Consider the following 17,087-nt stretch of genomic DNA (forward strand, 5'->3'; position numbering starts at 1 on the left):
CTTTGATTAAAATCGGAATAATTGGTCTTGGCTACCGATTGGGCTATTTGGCTCAAGTCATTGGACAAACTCAAAAAGATATCGAATTCGTCGGCTATGTCGATCCGTCACCTGCTGGACTACCGCTGGTAAAAGGCGAAGGCGTTGTCGGTCTAAATATCGATGCGACCACGCTCAAGCCATTTGATCCTGGTCGCCAGTTCGACAGCATAGAGCAAATGATTGCTGAGGGTGATCTGGATCTCTTGATGATCGGTTCCCCCAATCATATGCACCTTGAACATATCCGAATTGCACTTGAATCTGGTGTGAAAACGTTCACGGAAAAACCGGTGGTCACAACCCAGGAGCAAACGTTTGAGTTGCTTGATTTGTTGGCCAAAAACGGCGGCAACACCGATCAGTTGATGATCGGTTTGGTGTTGCGTTACGCGCCGCTTTATCGCGATCTTATTAAAGCACGTGACCAAGGTGTACTTGGCGATATCGCATCGATTGAAGCGTCAGAGCATATCGCTCCTTATCATGGCGGTTTCTTTATGCGCGACTGGCGTCGTCATTCAAAATATTCGGGCGGCTTTATGCTCGAAAAATGCTGTCATGATCTCGATCTTTACAACGGTTTAGTGGGTACACGCCCGATCCGTGTCGCCAGCTTTGGCGGACGCAAAAGTTTCGTGCCAGCTCGCGAAACCGAAAACGATATCGAAATTTACCAATCCAAGCCCTCTGGCTGGATGGGTTCAGACAAAGTGTTTAGCGGTGACGGTGATCTGATCGACTATCAAACTGCGATCATTGAATATGAAGGTGGCGCAAGTCTTTGTTTCCATACCAACATGAATGTGCCGGACGAATTCCGTCGTTTTGCAGTCATTGGTTCCAAGGGCATGGCAGAGGGCGATTTCATCCGCAACTTCTTCAAGTTGACGGATGCAAAATCGTGCGAAACCCTTGAAGACAAGAGCTACCAAAGTTCGGGCCTTTCCGTTCACTACGGTGCTGACGAACAAATGATTGCAGACATCTTTGCGCATCTGCGCGAAGGCGCGTCATTGCCGGTGTCCATCTTAGACGGGTTGGCTGCTGGCCTTACAGCAATCAAACTTGATGAAGCCCGTCAATCGCGCCAGGTCATTGACCTCACATCCATGTGGGCGCGGTTCGACAATTTTAACCTGCGTAATGGGGAGGTTGCATAAATGCAATCACTTGGGGGACGCCCAAACATATTTCCTTATCTGCTTCTGGTGCCGGCGTTGCTTATCACGTTGCTCATCGTTGCTTGGCCGCTGACACAGACATTTTGGCTGTCCTTTACAGATTCCTCATTGAAACCAGTCACCAATTTTGTCGGGCTTGACAATTACGAGAAGATTTTCGCAAAGAAATTTCCACAAGTGGTTGCGCGAACATTCTATTGGATGGCGCTATCTGTGACCTTTAAAATGGTCGTGGGTGTTGCAGGCGCAATGCTTTTAAACTCAGCGGTGATGGGCCGTGGCTTCTTCCGTTTGCTCGTCATGCCGCCTTGGATTGTCCCGATTGCAATTGGCGTATTTATGTGGCGCTGGATGTATAATGGTCAATTCGGCATGATTTCAGGTGTGGCGCAAAATCTTGGGATTTTGGCGGAACCATTTGAATTCCTTGCGACACGAGATGCAGCATTCTATTCGACCATTGTCACCGACGTTTGGGTGGGAACACCTTTGGTCACGATTTACTTGTTGGCAGCCATGCAGTCGATCTCCACCGACTTGCATGAAGCGGCGTGGGTTGATGGGGCAAGCCGGATGTACCGTTTCCGCCGCATCACCCTACCGTTGATCATGCCAGCGGTCGCTACGATGGGTCTATTGTCTGCAATCTGGACATTCAACTCTTTTGATATCATTTGGATTTTGACAGAAGGTGGGCCACGCGACGCCACAACGACGATGATTATCGACACCTATAAAACCGCAATATCGCGTTTCAAATATGGTGAGGGCTCTGCCCGCGCCGTAATGATTGTGATCTTCTTATCCTCATTTGCCGGATTCTACTTTTACATGATTTCGCGCTTTGCAAAACGGAGCCTAGGCAAATGATCAATAAGTACAAATGGTGGGAAAAAGTCGGGATTTATGCTGGAATTGCGGTGTTCCTGACCTTTACACTCGCGCCGTTTCTCGAGGCCTTTTTGGTTTCGCTGCGGCCGTTGAACAAGATCAACTCGGTACCGTACAAAATCATCACTGAAAATATGAGCTTTGATGCTTATTTCACGATGTGGAAAAGCGTACCTATGCTGCACGTCTACATTTTCAACAGTTTCTTTATTGCCACAGCGGTGACTGTGATTGCACTGGTCGCGGTTATTCCTGCGGCATGGGCATTCGCCCGCTTCACGTTCAAAGGGCGCGACGCACTGCTTGGTGCATTCCTTGCGATCAACATGGTTGGTGGTGCGGTTTTGATTATCCCCTTGTTCAAACTAATGAACGCATTTGGATGGTTGAACACATATTGGGCAATGATTGTTCCGGGTGCTGCCTTCTTGATCCCGACAGGCATTTGGTTGCTGCGCTCATATTTGATGAAAATTCCGCGCGAACTTGAAGAGGCTGCATGGGTTGATGGCGCATCGCGTATATATATCTTGCGCCGGGTGATCATTCCAATCGCGATGCCCGGGATTGTTGTTGTGGCAATCGCTACCTTTATCGGAGCCTATGCCCAACAATTCTTGTTCGCGTTGACGTTTAACTCGTCAACCAATCTTCACCCACTACCTGTGGGCATTTACCAGTTCTTTGGTCGTCAAACGGTTCTTTGGAACGAATTGATGGCTGCGAGTTTGGTCGGCATCTTGCCAGTGCTGATCATCTACATCTTCCTCCAGCGCTATATCATCGCTGGCCTAACTGCAGGCGCGGTGAAGGAGTAGGAGGGATGTTACAATCTTGGCAACAAAAAGGGAGTTCACAAATGAAACTAGCAAAAATTTTGCTCGGCACAGCGGTCGTATTGGGCGCAGCCACCGGAGCATCATACGCTCAAGAAAAAGTCCTGCACATGATCCAGTGTGGCGACAATACTTGGGGTGGCGATTTCGCTGAAGCTCACATGGCTGAGTGGGAAGCGGCTAACCCAGGTTACAAAATCAACCTCGAGTACGTTGCTTGGGGCCAGTGTCAAGATAAAGCCACAACTTTGGCTGCCGCCGGTAACCCACCTGCGCTTGCATATATGGGTTCACGCACACTTAAGCAGCTTTCAGCCAATGGCTTGATTGTTTCGCTTGATTACACTGATGAAGAAAAAGCATCTTATGCTGCACCTGTTCTTGGAACAGTTACAGCAAATGGCAAAATTTGGGGTGCACCACGTGCGTTCTCAACCAAAGCGCTTTACTGGAACAAAGACTTGTTCGCAGCAGCTGGCCTAGATCCAGAAGCTGGTCCAAAGACTTGGGACGAAATGTACAATGCTGCGGCTGCCATTAAAGAAAAAACTGACGCTGACGGCTTCGGTTTGGCTGCTGCGTCATTCGATAACACCATGCACCAATTCATGAACTACGTTTACACAAACGGTGGTGAAGTGATCAATGCAGACGGCGATATCGTGTTCAACTCACCAAACAATGTTGAAGCGCTTGAATTTTACGGCGTGAAAATGGCTTCAGTTTCTCAGCCTGGTCCTATTGCTTATGACCGTGCGAAACTTACACCATTGATGGTTGAAAGCCGCATCGGTATGTATATCGATGGTCCTTGGGCACGTGCACGTCTAACCGACATCAACTTCGGTGTAACTGGCGTTCCAGCGGGTCCGAACGGCGGCCCTGGTACATTGTTGATCACTGACTCATTGGCAGTGTTTGCAAATACCGGTGTTGAAGCACAAGCGGTTGATTTGGCTAAGTTCCTAACCAACCCAGAAAACCAGTTTGCATTCGAAAAAGCTGCTGGCCTTACACCACTACGCAACGTTGCAGGTGTTGCTGACTTGGTAGCAGAAGACCCAACTTGGTCTGCGTTCCTTGACACAATCCCAACAGGTGGTCCAGAGCCATTCGTGACTGATTATGTTGGTCTTCAAGACGTAATCAACGAGGCAATTCAATCTGTTGTTTTGGGTGAAGCTACTGCTGCTGACGCTGTTGCTGAAGCTGCTGAAGCGCTCGAAGAATATAAATAACCAAATCTGTGAGACCCGACCTTTGGGTTGGGTCTCACCCTTCAAGAATTCTAGTAATTGGGAGAATGGCCGTGGGTCAACTCAAGCTCGATAATGTAAAGAAGCGTTTCGGTACGGCAGAAGTCATCAAAGGCGTTTCATTGGACGTTACACATGGTGAATTCATCGTATTCGTTGGGCCATCCGGCTGCGGCAAATCAACTTTGCTGCGCATGATCGCTGGGCTTGAAGAAATCTCTGAAGGCGACGTGCATATTGACGACCGGATCGTTAACGCACTACCGCCAGTGAAACGCGGCATCGCGATGGTGTTTCAATCCTACGCGCTATATCCGCACATGACAGTTTATGAAAATATCGCGTTTCCATTGCGCGTTGACAAACTTTCAAATGAAGAAGTCGAAAAAAAGGTAATGATCGCATCAGGCATACTAAAGCTTGATGATCGCTTGCAACATAAGCCAGGTGAATTGTCTGGTGGTCAGCGACAAAGGGTGGCGATTGGCCGTGCTATTGTTCGCGAGCCAAGTGTGTTCTTGTTCGACGAACCTTTGTCAAACCTTGATGCGGCCCTGCGCGCGACAATGCGGGTGGAACTGACAAAGCTCCATCACGATCTTGATGCAACAATGATTTATGTAACCCACGACCAGATCGAAGCCATGACTATGGCCGATCGCATCGTTGTGTTGGATGCAGGCTTCATCGCTCAAGTGGGTACACCACTTGAGCTCTATCACAAGCCGGACAATCTTTTCGTGGCTGGCTTCATCGGCAATCCCAAAATGAACTTCATCGAAGTTGAATGCACGGGCAGCACCAAAAATGGCGTAAAAGTTAAAATTGGAGGTGCTGGCGAGATCACTATACCCGTAACGCCACGTGGCGAGCCAAAGGGCAAAATCTTTACGCTTGGTATCCGCCCTGAGCATACACGCTTGGAAAAATCGGATATCACGCTGAACTTGCATGCAAATGTGGTTGAGCGGTTGGGAATTCACACGGTGACCTATGCCAACCTGCCTGACGATGAAGAAGTGTTCTGCACAGTGCAAGAAGGTACGGCGCCAATTCGCGCAAATGCAGAATACAGCATCGGCGTGAACGCTGCTGATTGCCATCTCTTTGACGAGGAGGGCAATGCATTTGAGCGAAATGTCGATCTGTCAAATTTGGGCTTGCCAGAAGTCGTTTAAAACGGCGCAAAGCGAACTAAACGGTTCCTCCCCCGACCGAAAAAGCCCCGTTCCAGAACGGGGCTTTTGTATTTGCGCACTGATATTCTTTGGCCATTGCTGCGAAAAGCTAGGTCACAATTGGCGTTAGATTTTCAGGCTTGTCCAGAATACCTGCGGCCAATTGTTGTTCCATGTTCGCGCCCTCAAAATAACGTTCGACCACGACCTTGCCGTTGCTCCAGAGTTGCCAGCATAGGCCATCAATTTTATGTATCGCGCCGTTGCTTGTTGTGAAGCTGGATCTATTGCGGAAGACGCAAATCTGAGATTGCGCATTTGTTCTTAGGTCTTCAATACATCCGTCAATTGACGTAGCCGCAAGGATGTAGCGTTCTTGTTTTTCGCGCGCCTCCGCAGCACTGTTGGCAAAGATCTGATCGTTCGCGTACATCACACCATCAAAAGCAAAAAACTTATCAAACGCGTCTAAAGGTCGGCCATTTTCCAGCAATGCGACTTGTGCATTTACACTCTCTTCAAAGGTCATTTCGCTCATATCGAATCCCTATTTATTTCTTGGAACAAAGAAAGAACAATACGTCACTGAGGTCAATTGAATTCAACCTCAGCCGTGCCTTCTAAATGCCAGACTTTTGAAACGATCTGCCATCCGGCTTCACCAAGCACAAACGCCAAGTGATCCACAAAGATGTTCTCATGTGCTTGAAGGCGTAGTTTAACGGTGACGCTTAAGTTGGAAAGCCAATCGATCGTGACGATTTGCTCTTTGCGTTTTTGATTGACACTAGCAGGTGAAGGGCGTGACGCAACGTCTGCGTGAAAGCTTGCAATGGGATCGACAAAAATCTTGCCGTTGTCAGCATCAAACAGGCTCGAAGCTGAGTGAAATACGGCGTCAAGTTTTTCGACGTCGCAATAATAGATGGCGTCAAGATAGGTAGCGATAGCGTCCAGCAAATCGTGGTGATTATTCATGAGTTGGCTCCTTTGTTGGCGCCAACTTCGTTCAATTTACACAATCGCGCCAGTGGCGAATATGACAGGTATCGTTAAGATGTTGCCAATAGCTCTTGGCGCTACCAAACCCGACCGCGTGCGGCGACTTCAATTCTTCTGTCAAATTCGCCATCGCGGTGTACATAGACATGGTTCATCAGATTTGACACCACACATGTATGGTTTGGAATGATGCGAATTTTCTCACCAATTTTTGGTTTTTTTGTACACGCAGACAGGTCAACGACGGCATGCTCTTCCGAAAGGCCCGTGATGACGGCCTCAGGGTAATCCACCACATAGCCAAAGTCCGTGAAACCCAGTAGGTCAGACGTAAGTGCCTTGGAGCCTGCATCCAAAACGGCGCGGTCTTCTGTCGGGCGTGAAACGACGGTTGTTAGAATATGCATGGCGCAATCAGCGAACCCACAATGGCCCGCACGTACCAACGAGCGGTCATTATAGATGTAGGTGCCAGCGCGATATTCATTGGCAATGGTTGAACGTTCTGCCGAGAATAGGCTAGGCGAACCGCCTGTTGAAAATATCGGGCATTCCAAGCCAGCTTGCTTTAACAGGCCAGCAGTTTGTTCAAAAAAAGCCTCAACACTGTCTTCTGTGTTTGGCATTGGATAGGTCATCAGCCCAACGAACTTAAGACTAGGTTGCTCCGCAATATACTGTGCTAGGTCACAAGCTTCGCGCGGCGATTGTACGCCGCAGCGTTGACCGCCTGTGTCGCATTCCACCATCACATCAAGCGGCTTGCCTGTATCAATTGTACTGGCCAAGCCATCAATTGTTTCGCGGCTGTCCGCAACAACACTTAGCTTGATCCGCTCGTGCAATGCCTTCAACGCTTTGAGTTTCTCGTCGCCCATTATATTGAAGGTCAGCAAAATATCGGGGATGCCGGCATCTGCAAAAACTTCGGCTTCAGAGATTTTTTGGCAAGTTATGCCAACCGCACCTGCAGCCAACTGCTTTTTAGCAAACTCAGGAATCTTGTGGGTTTTTATGTGTGGTCGCGCTTTGAGGCCCGTTTGGTCCATATATTTTTGCACCCGAGCAATATTCTTGTCGACAATTGTTTCATCGATCAAAACCGCAGGAGTTGTGAGGGAAAAAATAGAACCAGTTTTCGTCATTGTGCTTACCGTGCTGTCGCAAAATATCTGACCGATACAAACAAACTAGTCCGCGTTTGAAAGTCCGTGTGGATCTTCAATCATGGGCCAAATATTTTTTGGCGCTTTGGTGTACGCGTTTGTCGCTGGGTTGTTTGGATAAGGCCGTCCTGCGGAGCAATATAATATCTTTGCAGCGACTGGCGCAAATGAATCATAGAAATGATTTGTTGATTTGATCAACAAAATGGCTTTGGCGGCATAATCAATGCCTGCTATTTCAAAAAGTGACTTATCAAAACTCTGCGCCCGCGTAGAATTTAGCACGACTTCAATGCCATCGAACTCAATAGTTGCGATGTCACCCATTGGCACAAAACTATCGCCGAATCTTTGTTCTGCGTTGGGCACTAGCTTTTTGATGGTCACTGTCTTATCGATCGGGTTGCCCGTGTGCGGCGCAGATTTGGCACCAAACCGCAAGGGAACGGTGGCACCTTCACCCGCTGCGAAACAAATCTGCACCGCAATAGGGTCCCAAATGGTGCCAACGGCTACGTTTTGCACATTATTGGAAATTATTTCTTGCAAAATGACGGTCGCATCGCCCGCAGTACCGCCGCCCGGATTGTCCCAGACATCTGTAATAACCACCGGCTTATCACTGTCGTGCGCCAACGCTTCGGCAACTGCATCTTTTGCACTCATTTGCGGCGGCATCACTGTGCCGCGCATATTAAACAAGCGCATGCCCAAATCGCGTGCCAGCTTGTCACCCTTAGCCCGGTCGTTGTTGGTCACGACGACGAGTTTGCTGCCCATTTCAGGCACATCAGATGCCATAAAGCCATGAATGATCGATATGGACAGCACATCAGTGTCGGCATTTTCAAGGGCGATGATGTCATCAACAAAGGAGCGCATTGGCTCAAATGATGTCGGGAAGACATCAATCATCTTGCAATCAAATACCGACACTGACGGCTTCACGTTACCCGCCAACGTTTCATCGAGAATGCGCAGCAAATCCTGCGCCCTTTCGACAAAATCAATGTGCGGGAATTCTTTAAAGGCCAGGAAGAAATCAAGCGCTTCAACGCGTTTTGCTGTGAGCTGACTATGGGGGTCAAAGGTGCAGCATATAATGACATCAGGACCCACAATCTGGCGGATACGTGCCAGCAAATCGCCCTCAGGGTCGTCATAGCCATTTGCAACCATTGCGCCATGCAGGCCAAGCACAACCCCGTTCACCGGCAAAGCATCTCGAAGTTGGTCCAAAATTTCGTCGCGCAAACTTTCATAAGCTTGCCGATTGATCAAGCCGGCTGGATCCGCCCAAGCAGCGGTGCCCTCAACCCATTCATAGCCGCGTTGAGCCGCCCATTTGCGTCCTTCTGTCAAAGGTGCAGAACAAAGGGTTGGTGTGTCCGGGTGCTCGCCCGGACGCGCATACAAAGAGGCCTCAAAGCCCCGCCGATCAATCGCAATGGGCGAAAACGTGTTTGATTCTGTGGCAAGAACGGCTGTGAAAAAGCGTTTGGTCATAATGGGTTTGGCCTAACCCATCGGGTTCGGTAAATAGCCATTAAAGCCGGCAATTTTCCAGCTGCCATCAATCCGATGACAATAATAGACAGTCTGCCAATTCAATACGTCCTTGGTGCCGTCCGTTTTTGTGATGTGACCATCAAACTTTTTGTGCACAATTGCCCGGTCGCCATTGATCTCAATATCACGCAGAACGGTTGCCGTAAAAATAGCGGTTCGTGGGTCGTCGGCATAACTTTCCTTTTGAAAATCAACGGCTTGTTGCAACCATTCCTTGCCATATTCTGCTAATGATGGGAAGGCTAAACGCCAATGGTCCGGGTTGGCTTTAAAGTGGCCATGTACGCCCATAAACCGATCAGCTGCGAAATCATTCTCTACCATTGACCAGTCTGCGGCCAAGAACGCGGTGATATCGCGAGCAACTAGCATTTCCCAAATCGCATGGCGATCTGGGTCAGAAACTGGAAACGGATTTGTAAATTGTGATGTCATGGCAAATTATTTTCATTTTTTATGTTTTTTCTATAGAAAAACTCGCCTAATTCTGTTGATATGTCAATCAACAAGAAAATTATTTACATAAATTTGCTGGAGTACGGAAATGGCGATCATCAGATATGGGGCTGAAAAAAATGGCGCAGGCGGCCAAAATCTTCCATTTGCCCGTGCAGTTGAAGCCGATGGTTGGCTGCATGTGTCTGGCCAAGTTCCTATGGTAGACGGTGAAGTGATTGGTGGCAATATCGTTGAGCAAACTCATGTGGCCATCAAAAACCTCTTGGCGATTCTCGATGAAGCTGGTTACGGCACAGAGCACATTGTGCGCATTGGTGTCTGGCTAGATGATCCGCGCGATTTTTGGTCATTCAATGGCGTCTACAAAGGCTATTTCGGTGAGCACCCGCCCGCACGAGCCTGTGTACAATCGTCTCTAATGGTTGACTGTAAGGTTGAAGTTGATTGCATAGCTTTCGATCCAACACGAAAGTCACGGGCTAACAAATAATTATGGTCGATATTTTAGGCATAATGCAGCAGGAAATGGATGGGCTCTCGCGCTCTGAGCAACGTATTGCAGGGATCATTTTTGATGATCGCCCGTTTGCCGTAAATGCATCCATTATTGAGCTTGCTGCCCGTGCCGAAGTGTCGCCGCCGACCGTTACGCGCTTTTGTCGTCGGCTAGGGTGCCAAAGTTTTTCCGAATTTAAAGTTCGGCTGGCGCAAAGTGCGTTTATTGGACAGCGCTATGAAGAACCGCAATCCAACGCCACCAATGCGCAAGAAGTTGTTGAGACGATTCTCACCCGCGCCCAATCTGTTTTGCATTCCTTGCACGATAACTTGGACATGGCGGCGATTGAAGCAGCAGCGGTGGCCATAGCCAAAGCTGACATGGTCTATGCATTTGGTTCGGGTGGAAACTCATCGCTGTTCGCAGGTGAAATTCAAAACCGATTGTTCCGTTTGGGGCTGCGTACGTCTTCATCAAACGACCATTCCATGCAACTGATGACCGCCTCAACCGTATCACAAAATGATGTGGTCATTGGGTTGTCGATATCTGGGCGCAACCGCGAGCTCGTTCGCGCCTTGGAAGTCGCATCCGGCTATGGCGCTACGGTCATCACGCTCACCAAACCAAACAGTTTGGTCGCGCAAACGGCAACCACCAATATTGGAATTGATCTGCAAGAAGGCGTTGATGTTTTGCGCCCATCATCTGCAAGGTTTGCTTTCTTGGCCGCTGTCGACATTGTTGCGCACTTGGTTGCGATCAAGCGCAAAGACCTAGCCATTGAGCCGCTGCGTAGGATTAAACGCCAATTGGTGACGTTCCGCGACGGCGATGATTCTCAACCCCTGGGCGATTAGAATGAAAGTAGGAATTGATTGTGAGTGAACAGGTAGCAATTGTCACAGGCGCAGGCGGCGATATCGGTCGAGCGATTTCGCTTCAGTTGGCCTCAGATGGCCTTGCGGTGCTCTGTGTCGATATTGACGACAAGTTGAACGCAGAAACCACTGCGCAAATTGCGTCCAATGGCGGCAAGTGTCACGCTCTCCACTGCGATATTCTAAGCGCTGTGGATCAGGAAAAAATGCGCGCAGCGGCACTAGATTTGGGCGTGCCAAAGGTGCTGGTCAATAATGTTGGGGCCATCACCGCAGCTTCCTTGCAAGCGAGCACAGTTGAAAATTGGCAGCGTGATTTTGACATCAATCTTAAGGGCGCTGTGGCGTGTTTCAAAACGCTCGAAAACCAGTTTAAAGCCAATCAGGGCGTGGTCATCAACATTGCATCGGTCAATGGTTTTGGTGTCTATGGCCACCCTGGTTACAGCGCCATGAAGGCAGCAATTGTTCACTTCACCCGGTTTGCCGCAGTGGAATACGGCAAGTTTGGCATGCGGATCAACGCTGTTGCGCCGGGCACAGTGCGCACCACCGCTTGGAACGCGCGCGCCGAACAGAATCCAGAAGTCTTTGAAGAGGCAAAACGATGGTATCCGTTGCAACGTGTTGCCGACCCACAAGATATCGCAAATGCGGTGAGTTTTCTGACCAGCAGCAAAGCAAATGCCATCACAGGAATATGCTTGCCCGTTGATTGTGGCTTGACCGCTGGCCAATCCGAGTTAGCAGGCACATTTTCACAATCATCTGACTTTTAAGATCAGAGATAAAAACAAACGTTCACAATCAAATACGCCCGTAAGAGAAGTTTATAAAATGACATCACAGTTCCGTCTTGACGCCATTTGGCGTGAAACCGATCCCACAAATGGATCAATGATCCTTACGCTGACAAACTTGTCTGATCAGCCGATCAGCGAATTCCGTTTGGCCTATACCTCGCTTTTGCGTGTCTCCAAAGAACTGGTGGCGATCAACGCCAACTTCATCCGCCGTTTTGCCAACTTCCATGAGTTTGATCCTGAGGCTGGCTTTGTACTTGCGCCGGGCGCAAGCTGGACGTTTGAACTTGAAAAACTCACCCACATTCCCAAACATCGCAATGATGGTCCAAAGAGCGCATATTTAACGCTCAAAGACGGCTCTCACCTTGCGGTAACCACTGGCGATATGGCGCTCGAAGGGCGGCCAAGCAAGATAGCAGGCGTTTTGGTGCCTGAAGGTAAATTGGAATTGCCACTTTCACTTTCACCTTGGCCAAACACGATTTCTATTGCCCAGTTCGCAAAAGCCCCAGTGGCGTTTGTCGTTGCCAACAGCACATGTGACGAAAAATCTGCCGCCAATAATGTCAATGCTCTTAGCGATCGTTTGTTCACAGATTTGGCCAATCCATTTTCGCTCATTGACGTGCCAGGCGGGCTTTCACTGAGCCTAACGCACAATCATAGTCTGTCCGAAGAGGGCTACAAGCTGTCATTTGCCGCCGCCGGTGTGACCATGCAATATGGCTCACCAAAAGCATTGATCAATGGCCTGATTTCGCTTGCCCAAATCATCAATGGACCAAAAGCTGACCCGGGCAAGTTTCAGTTCCCAGCGGTTGGTGTGATCGATGACGCACCGCGTTTTGGCTGGCGGGGTTCACACTTGGACGTTTCGCGACAGTTCTACCCGTATGAAAGCGTAAAGCGCTTCGTTGACATTCTGGCGTGGAACAAAATGAACGTGCTGCATTGGCATCTAAGCGATGACGAAGGCTGGCGCGTTGAGATCAAGGGCTATCCGGAACTCACAAACGCTGGTGCCAAACGCGGCGCAAACGAAGCCATGCCAGCACAATTGGGTTCCGGTCATGAATCTTATGGTGGCTTTTACACCCAAGACCAAATCAAACAATTGATCACCCATGGTCAAAGCCTGAACGTTGAGATTGTGCCAGAGTTGGATATACCGGGTCACTGCACGGCCGTTTTGGCGGCATACCCAGAGCTCAGAGACCCGGACGAACCACAAGAAAGCTATCGCTCCATCCAAGGTTATCCCAACAACGCGATTAACCCAGGGCTGCCGCAAACCTACAAGTTTATTGAAACTGTAGTCGAAGAGATAGCCGATCTGTTCCCGTCAAAGTTTATCCATGTTGGTGGCGATGAAGTGGACGAAAATTCATGGATGGAATCCCCGGCAGTCGAAAGACTGATGAACGACGAGCGTTTGAACGGCACCATGCAAGTCCAAGCGCATTTTTTGGGCAAGGTCCAAAAAATGATCAAGAAAAAGGGAAAAATCGTTGCCGGGTGGGATGAGGTTTCTCACGGTGGCGGTATCGACAAAGAAGGCGGCACGCTGTTGTTTGCTTGGCAAAAACCAGAAATCGGCATTGCCTTGGCTGAAGAAGGTTATGATGTGGTGATGACTCCGGGCCAAGCTTACTATCTTGATATGGCGCAGTCCGAAGAGTGGCAGGAGCCGGGCGCGAGCTGGGCGGGAACTGCTTCACCACATACAACATATGAGTACGAAGCAGCGGGCGATTTCCCTGACGAGCATCTTGATCGTCTAAAAGGCGTTCAGGCATGTATTTGGTCGGAGCATTTGATTACACGCGAGTTGTTTAATCACATGGTATTCCCACGTCTCAGCGCTATTGCAGAAGCGGGGTGGACCAAGCCAGAAAACAAAAATTGGCTGCGCTTTGCGGCGCAATCGCGTTACTTGCCGCGCCTTTAGGGGAACAGGTTCATGCGCATTGCCGTAGGCGGTTTACATACTGAGTGCAGCACATACACAGATGTGCTGCAAAAGACAGAAGACTTCAAAGTGCTGCGTGGCGACGACTTGATGATCTCTGATTTCTTTAGCTTTTTACCACACTCGTCCGCGACGATCGTGCCGCTATTGCATGCGCGCTCAACCCCGGGTGGTGCGGTTAGCCGTACGACTTATGATCAATTCAAAACAGAATTTTTGATGAAACTCGAACTGGCACTTGGCGAGGCCCCAATTGACGGGCTGTATTTGGCCATGCACGGCGCCGTGCATGTGGACGGCATGGACGATGCTGAAGGTGATTGGATCGAGGCTGCGCGAAAATGTGTTGGGCCAAACTGTCCCATTTCTGTGTCATTCGATCTGCACGGCAATCTGAGCCAAAGAATAATCGACCAGATAGACCTGTTCACCGCATTCCGCCACGCGCCGCACATCGATACACTAGAAACCATGGAGCGCGCGCTCAACAACCTCATCAAGGTCATAGAAACCGGAGAACGCCCAATTGTTGGCTGGGTGCCTATTCCCGTCCTTTTGCCCGGTGAGCGCACGAGCACCATCGATGAGCCTGCAAAGTCTCTTTATGGTCAGCTCGGTGAAATCGACAAAGTTGACGGCATCACCGACGCATCATTAATGGTTGGATATGTGTGGGCCGATGTGCAGCGGGCCAATGCGGCAGCGGTGATCACAGGGACCAACCGCTCGAACATGAAGTCTGAAGTTGAAAAACTCGCACAAAGCTATTTTGATGCGCGCAACGACTTCAAATTCGGCCCGACCACCGGCACTTTGGAAGAAATGATGTCCATCGCGCAGAATTGCGAAACAGCGCCTGTGGTGCTTACGGATTCGGGGGATAACCCGGGGGGCGGCGGTGTGGGCGACCGTGCCTGTGTGTTGAAATATTGCACGGACAACAATATCCGAGACGCGCTGATTATCGGAATTGCCGATGCGCCCGCTGTCCAGCAATGTTTCAAACTTGGCGAGGGTGTGTTCACCGATATTTGGCTAGGCGCGACCCTTGATCCAACACGGTCAAAACCCTGGCATGGTCATGTGCGGATCGAAAAACTGGCAACAGATAACAAACGCGGCAATAAAGTCGCTTTGTTGAATTGCAACGGTTTGCGCCTCATCATCTCGGATCGCCGCTATACTTTCCACGACCCTGAAAATGTAGAACCGCTGGGCGTTGATTTGGCAAAAGAACGGTTAGTTGTCATCAAATGTGGGTATATTTCGGCGGGCATGGCAGCTATTGCAAATCCAAACTTGATGGCTTTGACCGATGGCGCTGTTAATCAAGACATCACCACACTGGAAAATCAAAACCGGCCAAACCCAACCTTTCCGTTCCAAACCGAATGTGCATTCGAGCCGCGTTGCCAGTTTTCAGCGCGTGCACAGAAATAGGTTTGACCAATTGACGATATGGAATTGCCAGCTTAAGCTTTGAATTGTTCCTTTCCCGTTTTGGCAATTCGGTGCGCCTTTTCACTGAAAAACCAGAGAGCTTATTCGCAATATGTATTTTGTGATCGACGTGATTGCCCCGGTTTTCGTGATCGTCCTCATCGGCTATTTGGCTGTAAAACTGAAGGCTTTCCCGAGCGGTGGTATTAGCGCACTGATTGCTTTCACCAACAATTTTGCCGCGCCAATGTTGCTCTTCCGCGCTATGTTGACGCTCGATTTCGCAACGGCACTTGACCCAAAAATCATAGCGCCCTTTTATGTTGCGGGCTTGGCTGGTTTTGTGTTGGGCATCGTGTTGGCGCGAAGTATATTCAAATACAGCCCCGGCGAAGCGGTTTCGGTTGGTTTTTCCGGCTGGTTCACCAACACGGTGTTGCTTGGTATTCCCATTGTGCAACGCGCTTATGGCGTTGAAGCTTTACCAATTATCTTTTTGATCATCGGTTTCCACGCGCCAAGCTTGATGACTATCGGCATGATGACCATGGAATTGTCGCGCCGCGATGGCCGACCGCTTGGTGTTGCGGTTTTTGATGCGCTGAAACGCATTGCAACAAACCCACTGCTTATAGGCATTGCATGTGGGGTTGTTTTGAATTTAAGCGGGCTGTCATTGCCCAAAATTCTTGACGACGCGACCATAATGCTGGTCGCCGCCGTTCTGCCCACAGCGCTGTTCGGTTTGGGCGCGGCCTTAACGCAGTATTCCATCAAAAAAGCGGTGCTTCCGGCAGCCGCCATGTCGGCAATTAAAACCGTCATGCAACCCTTGTTGGCGTGGATAATCTTGGTGCCAATACTGGGTGTGCCACACGAAATTTCACGCGTCGTTGTCCTGTTGGCAGCAATGCCGTCGGGCATCAACGCCTATATTTTTGCGACCTATTACAATCGTGCGCTCGACGTGGCGACTTCGACCGTGTTGCTGTCCACATTGGTGAGCGTTTTTTCAATTTCGTTTTGGCTGTGGTTCCTTTCATGAAAAAAATTCTACTTGCGGGGCGGGTGCCCGATGATTGCCTTGAAATGCTGGATAAAAAGTTTGAACTTTTCAAACTCTATGAAGCCGACAATCGCGGTGCCTTCTTGTTGGAGCATGGGAGTAAAATCGTTGGAATGAGCGGCGGTAAAATTGATGCTGACCTGATATCTCAAATGCCGAACCTCGAGATCATCGCCAATTATGGTGTGGGTTACGACAATGTGGATATTGAAGCCGCGCACGCACGGGGCATCAGGGTAACCAATACCCCCAACCGCCTAAATGCGGCTGTGGCGGAACTTACTGTTGGGCTGATGGTGTCATTGGCGCGCAACATTCCCGCATATCATCAATACGTAAAATCAGGCCATTGGGCAAAGGAAGGCGCTGTTTCTTTGACTGCTCAATTAGCAAGCGCGCGCGTAGGTATTTTGGGGCTTGGTCGTATCGGCAAAGCAGTTGCGATCCGGCTGACGGCATTCGATATGGAAGTGTCCTATCATGGCCGCACCCATCAAAAAGATCAGCCCTATCACTATTTCGATAATCTGATTGAAATGGCGAAAGCCGTTGACTGGTTGGTCGTTATCGCACCCGGAGGTGAGGGGACAAAACGCATAATCACGCGCGACGTGCTTGAAGCGCTCGGACCAACGGGTTCATTCGTCAATATCGCGCGGGGTTATATGGTGGACCAAACAGCATTGATCGAGATGTTAGTAAACGGTGGGATACGCGGCGCAGCGCTTGATGTGTTTGATGGCGAGCCAGAAATTCCCCAATCTTTGCGTACGCTAGATAATGTCATTCTATCACCACACAATGGCAGCGCCACACGCCAAACCCGCGCTCAGATGAGCTCTCAGG

General features: G+C 49.6%; 17 protein-coding genes. 12 read left to right on the plus strand and 5 right to left on the minus strand.

Annotated elements, in window-relative coordinates:
* Window positions 1-5: 5 nt before the first annotated feature.
* From ACJAZW_RS09360 to ACJAZW_RS09380, 5 genes are all read left to right on the plus strand, one after another.
* Window positions 6-1,202 (plus strand): Gfo/Idh/MocA family protein, encoded by a 1,197-nt coding sequence (locus tag ACJAZW_RS09360; RefSeq protein WP_415157404.1) that lies wholly within the window; start codon window positions 6-8, stop codon window positions 1,200-1,202.
* Window positions 1,203-2,093: a carbohydrate ABC transporter permease gene (locus ACJAZW_RS09365; protein WP_415157372.1), complete on the plus strand. Its 891-nt coding sequence runs from the start codon at window positions 1,203-1,205 to the stop codon at window positions 2,091-2,093. It begins immediately after the preceding gene.
* A complete protein-coding gene (locus ACJAZW_RS09370) occupies window positions 2,090-2,932 on the plus strand; it encodes a carbohydrate ABC transporter permease (protein WP_415157374.1) in 843 nt (280 codons plus the stop codon). The genes ACJAZW_RS09365 and ACJAZW_RS09370 overlap by 4 nt, the downstream gene beginning before the upstream one ends.
* Before the next feature lie 41 nt (window positions 2,933-2,973).
* Window positions 2,974-4,188 carry an ABC transporter substrate-binding protein gene (locus ACJAZW_RS09375; protein WP_415157376.1) on the plus strand — a complete coding sequence of 405 codons (1,215 nt, stop codon included), beginning with the start codon at window positions 2,974-2,976 and terminating at the stop codon, window positions 4,186-4,188.
* A gap of 71 nt (window positions 4,189-4,259) precedes the next feature.
* On the plus strand, window positions 4,260-5,384 hold the full coding sequence (locus ACJAZW_RS09380) for an ABC transporter ATP-binding protein (protein WP_415157378.1): 1,125 nt from the start codon (window positions 4,260-4,262) through the stop codon (window positions 5,382-5,384).
* Between the two features lie 109 nt (window positions 5,385-5,493).
* On the opposite strand, the gene ACJAZW_RS09385 is transcribed toward ACJAZW_RS09380, so the two are convergent.
* The 5 genes from ACJAZW_RS09385 to ACJAZW_RS09405 all read right to left on the minus strand — a co-directional run bounded on the left by ACJAZW_RS09385 (window position 5,494) and on the right by ACJAZW_RS09405 (window position 9,556).
* Window positions 5,494-5,922 (minus strand): hypothetical protein, encoded by a 429-nt coding sequence (locus tag ACJAZW_RS09385; RefSeq protein WP_415157380.1) that lies wholly within the window; start codon window positions 5,920-5,922, stop codon window positions 5,494-5,496.
* Between the two features lie 53 nt (window positions 5,923-5,975).
* The gene (locus tag ACJAZW_RS09390) at window positions 5,976-6,362 is read right to left on the minus strand and encodes a nuclear transport factor 2 family protein (RefSeq protein WP_415157382.1); all 387 of its coding nucleotides are present in this window, start codon (window positions 6,360-6,362) and stop codon (window positions 5,976-5,978) included.
* 101 nt (window positions 6,363-6,463) lie between these two features.
* Entirely contained in the window at window positions 6,464-7,531 is a 1,068-nt protein-coding gene (locus tag ACJAZW_RS09395) for a D-TA family PLP-dependent enzyme (RefSeq protein ID WP_415157384.1), read from the minus strand.
* 45 nt (window positions 7,532-7,576) lie between these two features.
* A complete protein-coding gene (locus tag ACJAZW_RS09400) occupies window positions 7,577-9,058 on the minus strand; it encodes a M81 family metallopeptidase (protein ID WP_415157386.1) in 1,482 nt (493 codons plus the stop codon).
* A 12-nt stretch (window positions 9,059-9,070) separates the two neighbouring features.
* Window positions 9,071-9,556, minus strand: coding sequence for a hypothetical protein (locus ACJAZW_RS09405; RefSeq protein ID WP_415157388.1), 486 nt, complete (start codon window positions 9,554-9,556; stop codon window positions 9,071-9,073).
* A 109-nt stretch (window positions 9,557-9,665) separates the two neighbouring features.
* Between ACJAZW_RS09405 and ACJAZW_RS09410 the strand changes: the two genes are divergently transcribed.
* The 7 genes from ACJAZW_RS09410 to ACJAZW_RS09440 form a co-directional block, all read left to right on the plus strand.
* On the plus strand, window positions 9,666-10,070 hold the full coding sequence (locus tag ACJAZW_RS09410) for a RidA family protein (RefSeq protein ID WP_415157390.1): 405 nt from the start codon (window positions 9,666-9,668) through the stop codon (window positions 10,068-10,070).
* Between the two features lie 2 nt (window positions 10,071-10,072).
* Window positions 10,073-10,939 carry a MurR/RpiR family transcriptional regulator gene (locus ACJAZW_RS09415; RefSeq protein WP_415157392.1) on the plus strand — a complete coding sequence of 289 codons (867 nt, stop codon included), beginning with the start codon at window positions 10,073-10,075 and terminating at the stop codon, window positions 10,937-10,939.
* Window positions 10,940-10,959: 20 nt separating this feature from the next.
* On the plus strand, window positions 10,960-11,739 hold the full coding sequence (locus tag ACJAZW_RS09420) for an SDR family oxidoreductase (protein ID WP_415157394.1): 780 nt from the start codon (window positions 10,960-10,962) through the stop codon (window positions 11,737-11,739).
* A gap of 58 nt (window positions 11,740-11,797) precedes the next feature.
* Window positions 11,798-13,714: a beta-N-acetylhexosaminidase gene (locus ACJAZW_RS09425; RefSeq protein WP_415157396.1), complete on the plus strand. Its 1,917-nt coding sequence runs from the start codon at window positions 11,798-11,800 to the stop codon at window positions 13,712-13,714.
* Between the two features lie 12 nt (window positions 13,715-13,726).
* Window positions 13,727-15,175 (plus strand): M81 family metallopeptidase, encoded by a 1,449-nt coding sequence (locus tag ACJAZW_RS09430; RefSeq protein WP_415157398.1) that lies wholly within the window; start codon window positions 13,727-13,729, stop codon window positions 15,173-15,175.
* A gap of 112 nt (window positions 15,176-15,287) precedes the next feature.
* Entirely contained in the window at window positions 15,288-16,220 is a 933-nt protein-coding gene (locus ACJAZW_RS09435; RefSeq protein ID WP_415157400.1) for an AEC family transporter, read from the plus strand.
* Window positions 16,217-17,087, plus strand: an 871-nt coding sequence (locus ACJAZW_RS09440; protein ID WP_415157402.1) for a 2-hydroxyacid dehydrogenase, incomplete at its 3' end; no start/stop codon positions are given. The genes ACJAZW_RS09435 and ACJAZW_RS09440, both read left to right, overlap by 4 nt.

The organism is Maritalea sp., from assembly GCF_047634455.1.
Lineage (GTDB): Bacteria > Pseudomonadota > Alphaproteobacteria > Rhizobiales > Devosiaceae > Maritalea.

Excerpts from the sequence above, each read along its gene's own strand:
- ACJAZW_RS09365 (WP_415157372.1), top strand. The coding sequence starts at position 1,203 with ATGCAATCACTTGGGGGACGCCCAAACATATTTCCTTATCTGCTTCTG.
- ACJAZW_RS09370 (WP_415157374.1), top strand. The coding sequence starts at position 2,090 with ATGATCAATAAGTACAAATGGTGGGAAAAAGTCGGGATTTATGCTGGA.
- ACJAZW_RS09375 (WP_415157376.1), top strand. The coding sequence starts at position 2,974 with ATGAAACTAGCAAAAATTTTGCTCGGCACAGCGGTCGTATTGGGCGCA.
- ACJAZW_RS09385 (WP_415157380.1), bottom strand. The coding sequence starts at position 5,922 with ATGAGCGAAATGACCTTTGAAGAGAGTGTAAATGCACAAGTCGCATTG.
- ACJAZW_RS09390 (WP_415157382.1), bottom strand. The coding sequence starts at position 6,362 with ATGAATAATCACCACGATTTGCTGGACGCTATCGCTACCTATCTTGAC.
- ACJAZW_RS09395 (WP_415157384.1), bottom strand. The coding sequence starts at position 7,531 with ATGACGAAAACTGGTTCTATTTTTTCCCTCACAACTCCTGCGGTTTTG.
- ACJAZW_RS09400 (WP_415157386.1), bottom strand. The coding sequence starts at position 9,058 with ATGACCAAACGCTTTTTCACAGCCGTTCTTGCCACAGAATCAAACACG.
- ACJAZW_RS09405 (WP_415157388.1), bottom strand. The coding sequence starts at position 9,556 with ATGACATCACAATTTACAAATCCGTTTCCAGTTTCTGACCCAGATCGC.
- ACJAZW_RS09410 (WP_415157390.1), top strand. The coding sequence starts at position 9,666 with ATGGCGATCATCAGATATGGGGCTGAAAAAAATGGCGCAGGCGGCCAA.
- ACJAZW_RS09415 (WP_415157392.1), top strand. The coding sequence starts at position 10,073 with ATGGTCGATATTTTAGGCATAATGCAGCAGGAAATGGATGGGCTCTCG.
- ACJAZW_RS09425 (WP_415157396.1), top strand. The coding sequence starts at position 11,798 with ATGACATCACAGTTCCGTCTTGACGCCATTTGGCGTGAAACCGATCCC.
- ACJAZW_RS09430 (WP_415157398.1), top strand. The coding sequence starts at position 13,727 with ATGCGCATTGCCGTAGGCGGTTTACATACTGAGTGCAGCACATACACA.
- ACJAZW_RS09435 (WP_415157400.1), top strand. The coding sequence starts at position 15,288 with ATGTATTTTGTGATCGACGTGATTGCCCCGGTTTTCGTGATCGTCCTC.